The sequence below is a fragment of the Acinetobacter sp. WZC-1 genome (assembly GCF_052544965.1).
Window position 1 is genome coordinate 2,714,733 of record NZ_CP199370.1, and the last position, 13,036, is coordinate 2,727,768.

General features: G+C 47.6%; 15 protein-coding genes. 10 read left to right on the forward strand and 5 right to left on the reverse strand.

Annotated elements, in window-relative coordinates; translation table 11 throughout:
* Positions 1 to 84: 84 nt before the first annotated feature.
* Positions 85 to 1,095, reverse strand: coding sequence for a metallophosphoesterase (locus ACT6PV_RS12580; protein ID WP_445116665.1), 1,011 nt, complete (start codon positions 1,093 to 1,095; stop codon positions 85 to 87).
* A gap of 95 nt (positions 1,096 to 1,190) precedes the next feature.
* Between ACT6PV_RS12580 and ACT6PV_RS12585 the strand changes: the two genes are divergently transcribed.
* Positions 1,191 to 2,822, forward strand: a complete 1,632-nt coding sequence (locus ACT6PV_RS12585) for a phospholipase D family protein (protein WP_445116666.1) — start codon at positions 1,191 to 1,193, stop codon at positions 2,820 to 2,822.
* Positions 2,823 to 2,900: 78 nt separating this feature from the next.
* Here ACT6PV_RS12585 and ACT6PV_RS12590 read toward each other — a convergent pair whose 3' ends face one another.
* Entirely contained in the window at positions 2,901 to 3,764 is an 864-nt protein-coding gene (locus ACT6PV_RS12590; RefSeq protein ID WP_445116667.1) for a lysophospholipid acyltransferase family protein, read from the reverse strand.
* Between the two features lie 399 nt (positions 3,765 to 4,163).
* On the opposite strand from ACT6PV_RS12590, the gene hflX reads away from it, so the two are divergent.
* The 4 genes from hflX (at position 4,164) to ACT6PV_RS12610 (ending at position 7,132) form a co-directional block, all read left to right on the forward strand.
* Complete coding sequence (hflX, locus tag ACT6PV_RS12595; RefSeq protein ID WP_445116668.1) at positions 4,164 to 5,504, forward strand: ribosome rescue GTPase HflX; 1,341 nt, start codon at positions 4,164 to 4,166, stop codon at positions 5,502 to 5,504.
* A gap of 36 nt (positions 5,505 to 5,540) precedes the next feature.
* Complete coding sequence (locus ACT6PV_RS12600; protein ID WP_445116669.1) at positions 5,541 to 5,912, forward strand: hypothetical protein; 372 nt, start codon at positions 5,541 to 5,543, stop codon at positions 5,910 to 5,912.
* A gap of 10 nt (positions 5,913 to 5,922) precedes the next feature.
* Complete coding sequence (locus ACT6PV_RS12605) at positions 5,923 to 6,591, forward strand: LrgB family protein (RefSeq protein ID WP_445116670.1); 669 nt, start codon at positions 5,923 to 5,925, stop codon at positions 6,589 to 6,591.
* A gap of 94 nt (positions 6,592 to 6,685) precedes the next feature.
* On the forward strand, positions 6,686 to 7,132 hold the full coding sequence (locus ACT6PV_RS12610; protein ID WP_445116671.1) for a DUF2147 domain-containing protein: 447 nt from the start codon (positions 6,686 to 6,688) through the stop codon (positions 7,130 to 7,132).
* 49 nt (positions 7,133 to 7,181) lie between these two features.
* On the opposite strand, the gene ACT6PV_RS12615 is transcribed toward ACT6PV_RS12610, so the two are convergent.
* Genes ACT6PV_RS12615 through pdxA form a run of 3 tightly spaced genes read right to left on the reverse strand, consistent with a single transcriptional unit; the run spans position 7,182 to position 9,876 of the window.
* On the reverse strand, positions 7,182 to 8,045 hold the full coding sequence (locus tag ACT6PV_RS12615; protein ID WP_445116672.1) for a symmetrical bis(5'-nucleosyl)-tetraphosphatase: 864 nt from the start codon (positions 8,043 to 8,045) through the stop codon (positions 7,182 to 7,184).
* A gap of 1 nt (position 8,046) precedes the next feature.
* Positions 8,047 to 8,871 carry a 16S rRNA (adenine(1518)-N(6)/adenine(1519)-N(6))-dimethyltransferase RsmA gene (gene rsmA / locus ACT6PV_RS12620; protein ID WP_445116673.1) on the reverse strand — a complete coding sequence of 275 codons (825 nt, stop codon included), beginning with the start codon at positions 8,869 to 8,871 and terminating at the stop codon, positions 8,047 to 8,049.
* A 36-nt stretch (positions 8,872 to 8,907) separates the two neighbouring features.
* Entirely contained in the window at positions 8,908 to 9,876 is a 969-nt protein-coding gene (pdxA, locus tag ACT6PV_RS12625; protein ID WP_445116674.1) for a 4-hydroxythreonine-4-phosphate dehydrogenase PdxA, read from the reverse strand.
* Between the two features lie 283 nt (positions 9,877 to 10,159).
* Here pdxA and rplM point away from each other — a divergent pair, with 283 nt between their 5' ends.
* The 5 genes from rplM to ACT6PV_RS12650 all read left to right on the forward strand — a co-directional run bounded on the left by rplM (position 10,160) and on the right by ACT6PV_RS12650 (position 12,946).
* A complete protein-coding gene (gene rplM / locus ACT6PV_RS12630) occupies positions 10,160 to 10,588 on the forward strand; it encodes a 50S ribosomal protein L13 (RefSeq protein ID WP_445116675.1) in 429 nt (142 codons plus the stop codon).
* A gap of 12 nt (positions 10,589 to 10,600) precedes the next feature.
* Positions 10,601 to 10,987 (forward strand): 30S ribosomal protein S9, encoded by a 387-nt coding sequence (gene rpsI / locus ACT6PV_RS12635; protein WP_010113617.1) that lies wholly within the window; start codon positions 10,601 to 10,603, stop codon positions 10,985 to 10,987.
* Between the two features lie 176 nt (positions 10,988 to 11,163).
* Positions 11,164 to 11,817 (forward strand): glutathione S-transferase N-terminal domain-containing protein, encoded by a 654-nt coding sequence (locus ACT6PV_RS12640; RefSeq protein ID WP_445116676.1) that lies wholly within the window; start codon positions 11,164 to 11,166, stop codon positions 11,815 to 11,817.
* A gap of 11 nt (positions 11,818 to 11,828) precedes the next feature.
* Positions 11,829 to 12,260 carry a ClpXP protease specificity-enhancing factor gene (locus ACT6PV_RS12645; protein WP_445116677.1) on the forward strand — a complete coding sequence of 144 codons (432 nt, stop codon included), beginning with the start codon at positions 11,829 to 11,831 and terminating at the stop codon, positions 12,258 to 12,260.
* Between the two features lie 26 nt (positions 12,261 to 12,286).
* Positions 12,287 to 12,946: a hypothetical protein gene (locus ACT6PV_RS12650; RefSeq protein WP_445116678.1), complete on the forward strand. Its 660-nt coding sequence runs from the start codon at positions 12,287 to 12,289 to the stop codon at positions 12,944 to 12,946.
* Positions 12,947 to 13,036: the final 90 nt, after the last annotated feature.

Consider the following 13,036-nt stretch of genomic DNA (forward strand, 5'->3'; position numbering starts at 1 on the left):
CCTGAGCATGATTCTGTTTCAGTAAGAAACATCTGTATTGTCAAAGTAAAAAGATGATGCATTCCTTCGGGTCCTCTTTTTCACTTAAAGCAACTCAATAATATCAATACTGGGCGGCACCCGAAAACGAAACGGAACCCCTACCATTCCTGTTCCGACACTCACAAAAACATCAGCATTGTCATGCTGGTACAAGCCGCGTTTATGGCCCAGAATGGACACACGCCTCATAATATAACTGGTCACCCAGGGAAGCTCCACCTGTCCACCATGCGTATGCCCGGACAGCATGAGTGGACGTGTCGGTAAATTCGGCACCATGTCCACCGTATCCGGATTATGCGACAGAATCAGCCACGGCTTATCCTGCGGTAAATCCGGCATATCCCGCATATCGGTCCTGCCGGCCCATAAGTCTCCCACCCCAATCAGACGAAAATCATCAAATTCAACAATTTTACCTTCAATATCCATCACCTGATTTACCTCAAGCGCATGGGCCAATAAGGTCTGAATCGGCGGTCCCGGATACTGTTCATCATGATTGCCCCTGACAGAATACACCGGGGCCTGTATCTCCCTGATCACAGCCAGCGCTTCAGCCAGGGTGTTTTCAGGCTCATAGGTCCAGTCACCGGCCACCACAACAAAATCCGGCTGTTGCTGATTGATCTTTTTAACAATGGCTTTCAGTTGCCGGGCATGGCCTGAAAACAAACCGATATGCAGATCTGCAATCAATGCCACCCGTACAGGTCGGCTAAAAGGTCTGTCCTGCGCCAGCTGATACTGAACATGATGGACATGCAGCATCTGTGGTTCAATAAACCGCGCATAAATCAGCACACAGCTGAGTAAAAACAGAAAAATACTCTCCTGCCTGGAAAATATATTGACCCAGCCAGCATAGACACTAAACAACAACAACGGAAATAACAAATAAGACAGGTAAAATGCGAGCAAATGTACAAAAGATTTAAAGGGATGAATGGTTTCCGTCCTGGACTGACTGATCCAGGCCTGTGCTACACCCCATACCGTCAGTACGGCAAAACTGATGTAAAAGTACAAAATGATTGAATTGGTCATCCACATATTGAATCTCTGAGCTAACGATGCCTGACATCTCTGTATTTATCTTTCAGGTCATGACAAGTATACTCTGGCTCAGTGACCTCTCTGAATATATTATGACGCAAACCTTCAATACGCCTATTCAATTACCTCAATTGAATAACACACGGAAGTTATCTCCCCGCACAATGCTGATTTTCAGTGCATGCCTGGTGTGCGGTTTGCCGGCATGCAGCACGCTTCCCCGGCAGGAAGTGCATGCACCACAATATGCCTATGATACCGACACCTCCCATACCGATCTGGCCCGCATTGTAGAACCCTTAAAAAAACAGAATCCCAATCTGACCGGATACCATGTCCTTTATGAGCCACTGGAAGCCATCGCGGCACGTATTCATCTGATCGACAAGGCACAAAAAAACCTGGACCTGCAATATTACATCTGGGATAACGACAGAATCGGCTCACTAGCCTTATATAAAATTATTCAGGCTGCAGATCGCGGGGTCAAAGTCCGCTTATTAATTGACGACAATAATGCAAAATCCATGGAAGCCATTTACCTGGCACTGGATCAGCATGCCAATATTGAGGTCCGGCTTTTTAACCCCTATCGTTTCAGACGTGTCCGTCCCATTGACATGGTGCTGGATTTAAAACGAATCAATCGGCGGATGCACAATAAAAGCTTTATTGCTGACCATCAGATTGCACTGATCGGTGGCCGCAACATGAGCAATCAGTATTACAACGTCAGCGACAACTACCAGTTTTCAGATGTCGATGTCATGCTGGCCGGCCAGGCTGTAGATGATATCAGTCACTCTTTTGATGAATACTGGAATGATAATTATGCCTATCCGGTCCGACAGATTGTCAATGCCAGCCAATACACCCTGCGTTATCCAGACCTTAAGGAACAACTGACCCGGCACTATAAGGAAATCACCGTTCAGAATTACCTGGACTTAAGCAATCGCTCCAATGATTTTGACAACTGGTTAAACAATCACATTCAGCTCGACTGGGTCAAGGCTGAAGTGGTGAAGGACTCCCCAGAAAAAATTAAGGACAAAGCGAAGAAGGAACAACACCTCAATTTCCAGATGGTCAAACGGCTGGAAACTCCGGAACACAGTGTTGATCTGATTTCTGCCTATTTTGTCCCTCAGAAAAAAGGGGAAGACCGACTGATCGGGCTTGCAGAAAACAAGGTCCAGGTCCGGGTCCTGACCAATTCATTCAAGGCCAATGATGTGCCATTGGTGCATGCGTTCTATTCAAAATACAGAAAAAACCTGCTGGAACACGGCGTGGAGCTTTATGAGTTCCTGCCGGTACTCTCCGATGACGAGATCAGCGAAAATTTGCATGAACTGTCCAAAAAAGCCAGAATCAGTCTGAAGGGCCTGAGCCGTTCAAGCCTGCATGCCAAACTCATGGCAATTGATGAAAAACAGGTGTTCATCGGTTCCTTTAATTTTGACCCGAGATCTGCCAATTTAAACACGGAAATTGGCGTAATCATCAACAGCCCGCCACTGGCCAAAGCCGTACACAGCACCATGGACGACACTCTAAAAAAATATGCCTATAAACTGGTGCTGGATTCGCAGCAAAACATTAACTGGCAACGTCAGACCCCGAAAGGTGTAGTCACCTATCACCACGAACCCAAAATGAAATGGTGGAAAAAAGCCGGTCTGAAGATTATTTCCTGGTTGCCCATCGAAGGCTTTATGTAAGCTCTGCATCCCTGCAATCATCTCTGCCAGCCAGCTGGTCACATCCGGCAGATCAGCCTCAAAGAAAATTCCCTTACATCAATCATCCACACGGGACAATGCATTTACCCGGACTGTCAGGGCTGGTGTTGCACCCAGTACATCCCGCTGTAAATCAGCCAGGCCATCCCGCATGACCTGCTGGACCTGCCGGGTCAGACTTTCAACGGTATGCCCCTCAACTGAAATTGCCGGAAATGCCTTTAAATGGGCCGTGACTTTTGGCATTTCCAGTATCGACTGAATATGTTCCATAAACGTGGTTTCACCAATAAATGGCGTCACCTGATCCAGCTGCCCCTGTTGGTTCACATAACAGATCAGACAGATCTGAACCGGCCTGCCCGCTTCTATGGCCGCGCCCAGGATGCGTCCATGCACCTTTTTGACTGCTGTACCATCGGTGGTGGTTGCCTCCGGAAAAAATAAAACCGGAATATCCTGACTCAGGAATGTGGCAATCTGCTGGCGAATACGTACTGAATCTCCTGACCCCCGCTGGATGAACAGTGTTCCTCCCCCTTTTGCCAGCTGGCCCAATACCGGCCATTTTTCAATTTCTGCTTTCGCCAGGAAAAATACCCGCGCCGCAGAACCCAATACAGCAATATCCAGCCAGGAAATATGATTACTGACCCAGAGAGCGGGTTCTCTTGGAATCTCACCATGAATGCGTATGTCGACATTAAACACATCACACAGACGGCGACAGAAATACTGGACATAACGGGTGTTTGCCGGATTATTGGGATTTTTATATAACTGATGCCGGAAAACCAGGTAAAAACCTTCTGCAATCACCGTTGTCCCTGAAATGGTCTTTTTACCGTACAAAGCCAGTCTGGACAACGTACTTAATTTAGCAGCTGAAGCTGGCTTTACAATAGGCTGTTGTTGAGTCATAAACCTTCACTGATACAGAATATTTTTTAAATTTCATGCGGCACATTGTATACATATCCATAAAAAGTTGCATTGACCATCAGGGCAGAATCATCCGATTATCCGATTCACATCCCTTCATCGATTCATTTTTTCGTGTTATGTTCCTGAACTCCCCCTGATTTTCAGAGCCGGATAATGAGCCACACTGCATGCACATCCATAAAGTCGTTAAATTGATTCATCAGCTCCTGACCAGAATCCGTATCAACCTGATACTGGGCTATCTGATCCTGTTTTGTGGCAGCCTGATTTTGCTGTCCAGGTTTTTTATATCGGTTCTTTAAGGCCAGTTTCCCCATTTGCCGGTATATTTCCTTTAAAATAAATCTTTCAATTGATAAAAGAGCCTGAATATCTGTGGAATATTTTGATCGCTATCAGGGCGGTGAGCGTGCCATTTTAGTCAGTGTATCCGTACAGCTGCTGGAAGACCTGGACACAGAAGAATTTCGATTGCTGGCGCAATCCGCAGGTGCTGAAATTTTAACGCACATTCAGGCGCAACGCATTAAACCGGACCCCAAACGATTTATCGGTTCCGGTAAGGCAGAAGAAATTGCTGAACTGGTCAAATCGCTTGATGCCGAACTGGTGATTTTTGATCATGCACTGTCACCGGCTCAGGAACGTAATCTTGAAAGAATTGTACAGTGTCGTGTCGTCGATCGGACCGGACTGATCCTGGACATTTTTGCACAACGGGCACGGACCCACGAAGGGAAACTGCAGGTTGAACTGGCACAGCTGCAACACTTATCCACCCGACTGGTCCGGGGCTGGACGCATCTGGAACGTCAAAAAGGCGGAATCGGCTTACGTGGCCCCGGTGAGTCCCAGCTGGAAACGGACCGACGTTTATTGCGTGTACGTATGGGACAGTTAAAGGACAAACTGGAAAAAGTCCGCCAGACGCGTATTCAGGGCCGGGCAGCCCGGCAAAAAGCAGCGATTCCCACCGTATCACTGGTCGGTTATACCAATGCCGGAAAATCCACACTGTTCAACCTGCTGGCCAGTTCCAGTGTTTATGCCGCTGATCAGTTGTTTGCAACCCTTGACCCCACCTTAAGACGCCTGAACTGGGATGGCATTGGCGCACTGGTGCTGGCAGATACCGTAGGCTTTGTACGCAACCTGCCACATGCGCTGGTGGAATCCTTTAAAGCCACGCTTGAAGAAACCCTGGAAGCCACCTTGCTGCTGCATGTGATTGACGCCTCCAGTCCAGACATGATGGAACAGATTGATGCGGTAGAACGTGTGCTGAAGGAAATTGGGGCAGATGTACCCACCCTGCTGGTGTACAACAAAATAGATGTCTCCGGCGAGGCAGCAAAAATCATATACAGCACACCGCATTTACCGGAACGTGTCTACGTTTCTGCACACTCAGGCCAGGGAATCGATCTGCTGCGTCAGGCGGTACAGGAATGTCTGATGGGGCAGCTGCAGCAGTTTGAACTGGTCCTCAAACCGGCCTATGGCAAACTGCGAACCCAGCTCTATGCACTGAATGTGATTCAGACCGAACATTATGATGAACAGGGTGATCTACATTTACAGGTCAGCATGGCACCTCATAAACTGGAACAATTGATTAAGCAGGCACACTTACCTCTGCAGGAAATACTTGGTACCGGAGCAAAAATGTTTGAGCGGACACTCGAAGAGTTTGAAATTAAGCATGAGATCGGTTAAAACGGGAAAGAGTAAATTTTCATATCACGTCAAAACATGGATGCGTTCAGACATATCGACTGGCAGGCCTGGGGACTGACCCTGGCACTGATTATCTTCTTTCGTGAAGCTTCAGTACTGCTCATGTCCCAGTTTAATCATCCTGAACTGGGGAACCTGACCGGACTGCTCAGTCTGCTGCTGGTGCTGACCCTGTGGCGTAGATTTAAAAAAATCCCGCCCCGCCTGGTAGATACCAACAATAAACTGATGAAGGAAAGCAGCTTTGCCTTTTTACCCATCAGCGCAGGCTCTCTACTGATGCTGGTCACCATGGGCAAACAGGTTCCCCTGTTTCTGCTGGTCCTGCTGATCAGTACTCTGATTCCCCTGTGGGTCTATGCCCGCATGGCCAGGAAATGGCTGTAGGAGCCGTCGCATGTTCAGTGTTTTTATCGGTTTTCTCATCACGCTGGTGGCCTATCTTGCGGCCAGACCGGTAAACAGGCGCTTCCCCCAGCTACCTCAGTTGGTGATTGCCATGTTTTTTGTCATCGGGCTGTTGCTGTTATTCAGAATTCCCTATGAAGTCTACAATGCCCGGATGAATGCTATTTTCAGTCATCTGCTGGGCTATGTCACTGTTGCGTTGGCCATTCCACTTGCAGCAATGCGCTACGATGATTTACCACTGAAGTCCATTATCGGCATCCTGGTATTTGCCAGCATCAGTGCCGTTGCCCTGCCCATGAGCCTGGCTTATTTACTGCATATGTCCGAACCCACCATTCTGGCCTTCGCTACCCGTGCCGTCACCACGCCTATTGCCATTAACATCGCCACAGTATTGCATTCGCCCATCAGCCTGGTGACTTTAATCGTTATTTTATCCGGCGTTATTGGTGCCGCCTTTTCCCCCATCATCCTCAGGAATATTAATGATGAACGGGCATCCGGCCTGGCACTGGGACTGGCCGCACATGCCATTGGCACAGCACAGGCCTGGCAACGTGGTGCCGTTGCAGGACGCTATGCTGCATTTGGGATGGCGGTCAATGCAGTCTTTACTGCCATCTGGTTACCTGCATTCATGCTTTTCATTCAATAACAAACAGTTATAAAAAACAATGATGATTGCATCTGATCATTATTCGTCTTAATATCAAAGCTCCATTTTATTCAATTCAGCCAGGGACTCAAAAATGGGCCAGAATAAATTTTTATTTGCATTATTGTTTGCAACGTTCAGTGGTGGGGTTTTTGCAGAGGACATCAGCGGTACATGGAAAAGTATTGATGATAAAACCGGTTCATCCAAAGCAATTATTGAAATTCGCAAGGAAAGCAACGGGACTTTCAGTGGGAAAATCACTAAGGTCACACCAAGACCCGGATATACGCCGAAAGAAACCTGCGTACACTGCCCCGCCCCCTATACCAATCAACCCATTCTCGGACTGGATGTCATCACCGGTCTGAAAAGCGGGAAAGACAATGAATATAGCGGTGGCCGTATTCTTGACCCATTAACCGGGAAAATTTACGCCATGAAGGCAAAACTCAGTGCCAACGGCAAACGCTTACAGCTCAGAGGCTATATTGGTGTCTCCGCGCTGGGGCGCAGTCAGACCTGGATCCGTGAAAACTGAGTGTTTCAGTCCATCCAAAGCCAGTGCCTCAACATCGTGGTGCTGGTGTTTAAACGGCATTCCCACTGGATATATCCTGCAGGACAGGATTATCCACCTGAAAAAGCTGCCGGTCTTCCAGACGCCAGGCAATCAGCTGATTGCCCCACACAACCCCACCATCGACATTCTGAATGTTCGGACTGATGGTTTTACCCCGAAGTGCAGCCCAGTGTCCAAATATAATCTGATGCGTCTCAGCGGCTTTTGACGGATATTCAAACCAGGGCTGAAAACCTTTCGGCATCGGTGCATCCAGCTCATCTTTAAAACTGAATTCCAGACGGCCAGCCTCATCGGTTAAACGCATACGGGTCAGATAGTTGGTGATCACCCGCAATCGGGTATTGCCGGTTAAATCATCCGACCACAGATCAGGCTCTGCGCCATACATCTGTTTCAGAAAATCATCCACAACCGTAAAATCATCATCTGCCAGTACGTCTGCAACTTCCCCGGCAAAACCTGCCGTCTGTTCTGCGGTCCAGATGCAGGGAATACCGGCATGGGTTAAAATAGTCTGCTCATCCGGGAATAAACACAGCGGTTGTTTACGCAGCCAGTCAATCAGTTCATCACTGTCAATTGCATCAATTACTTCCTGGGTTTTGTCCCTGGCTTTGACAGGCTTAATTCCACGTGCACACGCCAGCAGATTTAAGTCATGATTGCCCAGTACCGTGGCGGCAGAACCGGCTTCCACCAGCTTCCTGATAAAACGCAATGCCCCCAGTGAGTTCTCCCCACGTGCCACCAGGTCCCCGGCAAACCAAATGAAGTCCTGATCCGCATCAAACTGAATCTGCTTCAGCAGGGCCTTAAGCGCCTCAAAACAGCCCTGTATGTCACCAATCACATAATTATAGCGTGCCATTTTATCCCACCTGCCCCATCACCATCTGATCTGACAGGGAGACAAACTCAGCCAGGGTTAACGTTTCCGGACGTGCCATCGGATCCACACCTGCTTTCTCAAAGCCATCTTCCACCAGCATCGCTTTCAGACTGTTGCGCAGAGTTTTGCGGCGCTGAGTAAACACATGCGAGACCAGCCGGGCCAGTGCTTTTTCATTGTTTGCCACAATCGGTTTTTCTGCGTAGGGCTCCAGTCGAAATACCGCAGATGTCACTTTCGGTGGCGGATTAAAAGAGCCAGGCGGTACCTCAAACAGAAATGTCGGTTTGCAGAAATACTGAATCATCACCGACAATCGCCCATATTCCTTCGTATTCGGTTGTGCGGTAATGCGGTCCACCACTTCTTTTTGCAGCATAAAGTGCATATCCCTGACTTTGTCACCAAACGCCAGCAGATGAAATAACAGCGGAGTTGAAATATTGTAGGGTAAATTACCCACCACCCGTAAAGGACGTCCTTCCTGAAATAGTTCAGTAAAATCATATTTCAGTGCGTCAGTTTCGATAATGCTCAGACGCTCCGGATACGGCACACGCCCCGGCAAGCCGGCAGCCAGATCACGGTCCAGCTCCACCACAGTCAGCGCATCACATTCCCCGATTAACGGAGCAGTCAGTGCTGCCAGTCCCGGTCCGATTTCAACAATATTTTCTCCAGCCCGAGGATTCACCGAACGCACAATTTTTGCAATCACCCGCTGATCATGCAAAAAGTTCTGACCAAATCGTTTTCGAGCCTGATGCCCCTCTTCTTTTGGGTTCAGGGCATTAATCTGATACATAAAACATTTCCAGTATGAAGTGATGGTCCGGCCAGATTACTGACGCGCCAGATTCAGTGCTGCATCCACAGCGACATGCAGACTGGAACTTTTTGCAAGTCCACTGCCTGCCAGGGAGAGTGCCGTGCCATGATCGACAGAGGTGCGGATAAATGGCAAACCCAGGGTAATATTAATGGCTTCACCGAAGCCCTGTGATTTTAACACAGGTAAGCCCTGATCGTGATACATTGCCAATACCGCATCCGCGCCCTTTAAATGCTCCGGTGTAAACAGTGTATCGGCGGGCAGACTCAGGCTGATATTGACTCCCGTCGCCCGATAACGCTGCAGCACCGGATTGATCACCTCAATTTCCTCACGGCCCAGATAGCCATCTTCACCGGCATGTGGGTTTAAACCACAAACAGCAATCCGTGGATTCTCAATTTTAAATTTTGTTTTCAGGTCATGAATCAGAATATCAATCACCTGATGCAGCCGCTGTGCTGTAATCGCGTCCGGCACTTCACGCAGCGGCAGATGAGTGGTGACCAGGGCAACCCTTAAAGTGCGGGTTGCCAGCATCATCACCACCCGTTCCACACCGGCAAATTGCTGATAATATTCCGTATGTCCGCTGAAATGGATGCCTGCATCATTGATCACCGATTTCTGAACCGGAGCAGTGGCCACACCGGCACTGCGCCCCTGCATGGCATAATCGGCTGAACGACGCAGCTGTTCAATGACATAACCGGCATTCCCGGCATTCAGTCTGCCCGGCACCACATCTTCATTCAGGGCAATATGCTCCACATACAGCTGTCCCGAAGCAGCTGCATCCGTCTGGCCCCTATATTCAATCAGCTCAATCGGCTGTCTGAGCATTTCAGCACGCCGACCCAGCATCTGCATGTCGGCCAGCACCACCACAGGCCGCAGATCCATACGTTCAGCCAGGCTTAAACAGATATCCGGACCAATACCGGCAGGTTCACCACTCGTAATATACAAAGGCAGCATGTGAGGTTCTGAACAAAAGATATCTGTCAATTATACATCCAGATCCGCAGCTCATCGGCAATTTACTGTAAATCTTTCATTTTCAGGCCAATCCTCAGCATACGCACATGATATTCCCTGAATACCGCAGCAACACTTCACATTCCGGGCAGAATCGGATAAAATGGCGCACCTGAAATTTTATATTTCGATTGTGATTCAGCCGTCTTTCGGGTAGAATTCGCTCTCCTTTTTGTTTGGACAGATTGTATCGTCCAAACCAACTATAATAGGTAGTGGTTTAATGAAAACTCTCAGCGCTAAGCCAGCTGAAGTTCAACACGACTGGTATGTTGTTGACGCTTCTGGCAAAACTTTAGGTCGTCTTGCGACTGAAATCGCTCGCCGTTTACGCGGTAAGCACAAAACGTCTTATACCCCTCACGTTGACACCGGTGACTACATCGTGGTGATCAATGCTGAACAGGTTCATGTGACTGGTAACAAATCACTGGATAAGAAATACTACCGCCATACGGGTTACCCTGGTGGTATCCGTGAAACCAACTTTGAAAAGCTGGTTGCCCACAAACCGGAAGAAATCTTTCAGCGTGCTGTTAAAGGTATGTTACCGAAGGGTCCTCTTGGTTATGCAATGATCAAAAAAATGAAAGTGTACGCTGGTACTGAGCATCCTCATACTGCTCAACAGCCACAAATTCTGGACATCTAAGGGATACAGCACATGGCTACTAATTATGGTACAGGTCGCCGTAAGACCGCAACTGCACGAGTTTTCCTATCAGCCGGTACAGGTAAACTTGTCATCAACAACCGTACACTTGAACAGTATTTCGGTCGTGAAACTGCCCGCATGGTTGTCCGTCAGCCACTGGAGCTTTTAGACGCAACTGAAAAATATGACCTTTACATCACCGTTGCCGGTGGTGGTATCGGTGGTCAGGCTGGTGCGATTCGTCACGGTATTACCCGTGCGCTGATTGCTGCTGACGAGACTCTGAAACCTGCACTGCGTCAGGCTGGTTTCGTTACCCGTGATGCCCGTGAAGTTGAACGTAAGAAACTTGGTTTACGTAAAGCACGTAAGCGTCCTCAGTTCTCTAAACGTTAATCCGTTTAGCGAAGGTGTACCAGAAACCCCGGATTTTCCGGGGTTTTTTAATATCCGCAGTAGAATTGCAGATCCACCCTCTCAAGTACCCTGATTACAACATTTCCCGACTGGCACCGTGATTTTAATCTGTAATTTTAGTATCCTGTGCTATTACGCCGCTCAGTTCCTGGAATATGTCTGCCGAAAATACACCTCATCAGGGAATCACACTTTACAGTCATGCAGATGACTTCCGTTCACACTGGATCCGCTATGTTCTTGCTGAGAAACAAATTAAATACACCCTGATTATTGCAGAAGAAGGCGATGAAGATCTGGCCAGCCTGAATCCCTATAATCAGCTACCCATGCTGATTGAAAATGACTTAAAACTATACAATGCCGCCATTATTTCTGAATACCTGGACGACCGTTATCGTCAGAACAAGCTTTATGCAGATGCTCCTGCGCCACGTTCGGAACAACGCCAGTATATCTGGCGTTTTGAACAGGACTGGCTGAAACTCGCTGATCTGATGTTACGGCATCCGGACAGCCTGGATGAAAACCAGCAAAAAAAAGCACAACAGCAATTCAGGGATACACTGATTTCCCTGACACCACTTTTTCAGCATTATCCCTATTTCATGTCTGAATCCCTGAATATCCTGGACTGCATGCTGGCACCGGTTTTCCTACGGTTAAAAAAGATGGGAGTTGAGTTACCCCGTCAGCAGAGCCGTCCGATTCTGCTATACTGTCAACGTATTTTTAACCGCCCTGCATTTATAAAGTCGATGACTTTTCAGGAAAAAAACCGTTATAGTGAACTTCTGGCAAATCAATAGAGTACTTTTCGATGGCTGAACAAGAACTGAATTTAAGTCCGACTCGCCCATATCTTGCACGCGCAATATATGAATGGATTTGCGATAACAACTTAACCCCTCACCTATTGGTGGATGCAACACGCCCCTATACCGATGTCCCGACTCAATTTGTACAGGATGGCCAGATTGTTCTGAATATTGCACCTCATGCCGTTCATCAGCTGCATATCAGCAATGAAGCCATTCGTTTTTCGGCACGTTTTGGTGGTATTCCCAGAGAAATTTTTGTACCAATGGATGCCCTGCTCGGGATCTACACCCGTGAAAATGGTCAGGGAATGTTCTTTGACCCTGAAGAATATGCTAATGTGCAATCTGATCAGCCTTTAAAAGAAACGGCCAGAGAATCACAGGAACCAGAAAAACCAAAGAAAAATCCAGGTTTAAGAATTCTGGATTAATTTAAAGGTGGGAGAGGAAGCAATTTATGGCTTTTGATTTAGTGCAATATTTTACTGAGCAGATTAAGCTTCAAAAGCCTCAGCTCCTCAGTCAGTATTCGGCAGAAGATCGTCAGCATTATTTTTCAGAAATTAATGCACTGAGCCTTGGAAGACTCATTACCCTATGGCGAAAAGATGACACGCGGATATATCAGGAAATTCATGCCCAGGATCATCTGTATATTCAGGAAATTGCCAGGCACTTAACCACATCCGGCAAAAATGAATCAAGCCTGCCAAAAGCCGAACTGGAGCAGGCAAGCACTGAAATACTGAGCCTGCAATTTGCAGAACTGAAGCAACTGGATGAAACCGGACATTTCGGTCAGAATGGCATGCGGGAGCTGCTATTGGGACAAATCGAACATTTATCCGGCCAGGCCGGTGATTGGGTCTGGTCAACCAATGAACTGTCTGAACTGATTGGTTCTCAGCCTGTTGTTACAGAAGAACTGTCACTCGATGAAAGCATGAAGGAATTTAATCAGATGATTAATCAACAGCCTGATCTGCACAGCGAAACTCATCATGCTGCAGATGAAGTGCTTCAACCTGAACAACCGGTCTGGTCTAAAATTGCTGAGCCCGTAGTTGCACTGATTGTATTACTGATCTTATGGAATGCCCTACAGCATATTTTTTAAAACCCGGATGACAATAAAAACGGTCATGTAAACTACATTCTGGCCGTTTTATTCTTTCGCTATAAACTTTGTCATAAGAACAGTTAATCT

Excerpts from the sequence above, each read along its gene's own strand:
- ACT6PV_RS12580 (WP_445116665.1), bottom strand. The coding sequence starts at position 1,095 with ATGTGGATGACCAATTCAATCATTTTGTACTTTTACATCAGTTTTGCC.
- ACT6PV_RS12585 (WP_445116666.1), top strand. The coding sequence starts at position 1,191 with ATGACGCAAACCTTCAATACGCCTATTCAATTACCTCAATTGAATAAC.
- ACT6PV_RS12590 (WP_445116667.1), bottom strand. The coding sequence starts at position 3,764 with ATGACTCAACAACAGCCTATTGTAAAGCCAGCTTCAGCTGCTAAATTA.
- ACT6PV_RS12600 (WP_445116669.1), top strand. The coding sequence starts at position 5,541 with ATGGATGCGTTCAGACATATCGACTGGCAGGCCTGGGGACTGACCCTG.
- ACT6PV_RS12605 (WP_445116670.1), top strand. The coding sequence starts at position 5,923 with ATGTTCAGTGTTTTTATCGGTTTTCTCATCACGCTGGTGGCCTATCTT.
- ACT6PV_RS12610 (WP_445116671.1), top strand. The coding sequence starts at position 6,686 with ATGGGCCAGAATAAATTTTTATTTGCATTATTGTTTGCAACGTTCAGT.
- ACT6PV_RS12615 (WP_445116672.1), bottom strand. The coding sequence starts at position 8,045 with ATGGCACGCTATAATTATGTGATTGGTGACATACAGGGCTGTTTTGAG.
- rsmA (WP_445116673.1), bottom strand. The coding sequence starts at position 8,871 with ATGTATCAGATTAATGCCCTGAACCCAAAAGAAGAGGGGCATCAGGCT.
- pdxA (WP_445116674.1), bottom strand. The coding sequence starts at position 9,876 with ATGCTGCCTTTGTATATTACGAGTGGTGAACCTGCCGGTATTGGTCCG.
- rplM (WP_445116675.1), top strand. The coding sequence starts at position 10,160 with ATGAAAACTCTCAGCGCTAAGCCAGCTGAAGTTCAACACGACTGGTAT.
- rpsI (WP_010113617.1), top strand. The coding sequence starts at position 10,601 with ATGGCTACTAATTATGGTACAGGTCGCCGTAAGACCGCAACTGCACGA.
- ACT6PV_RS12640 (WP_445116676.1), top strand. The coding sequence starts at position 11,164 with ATGTCTGCCGAAAATACACCTCATCAGGGAATCACACTTTACAGTCAT.
- ACT6PV_RS12645 (WP_445116677.1), top strand. The coding sequence starts at position 11,829 with ATGGCTGAACAAGAACTGAATTTAAGTCCGACTCGCCCATATCTTGCA.
- ACT6PV_RS12650 (WP_445116678.1), top strand. The coding sequence starts at position 12,287 with ATGGCTTTTGATTTAGTGCAATATTTTACTGAGCAGATTAAGCTTCAA.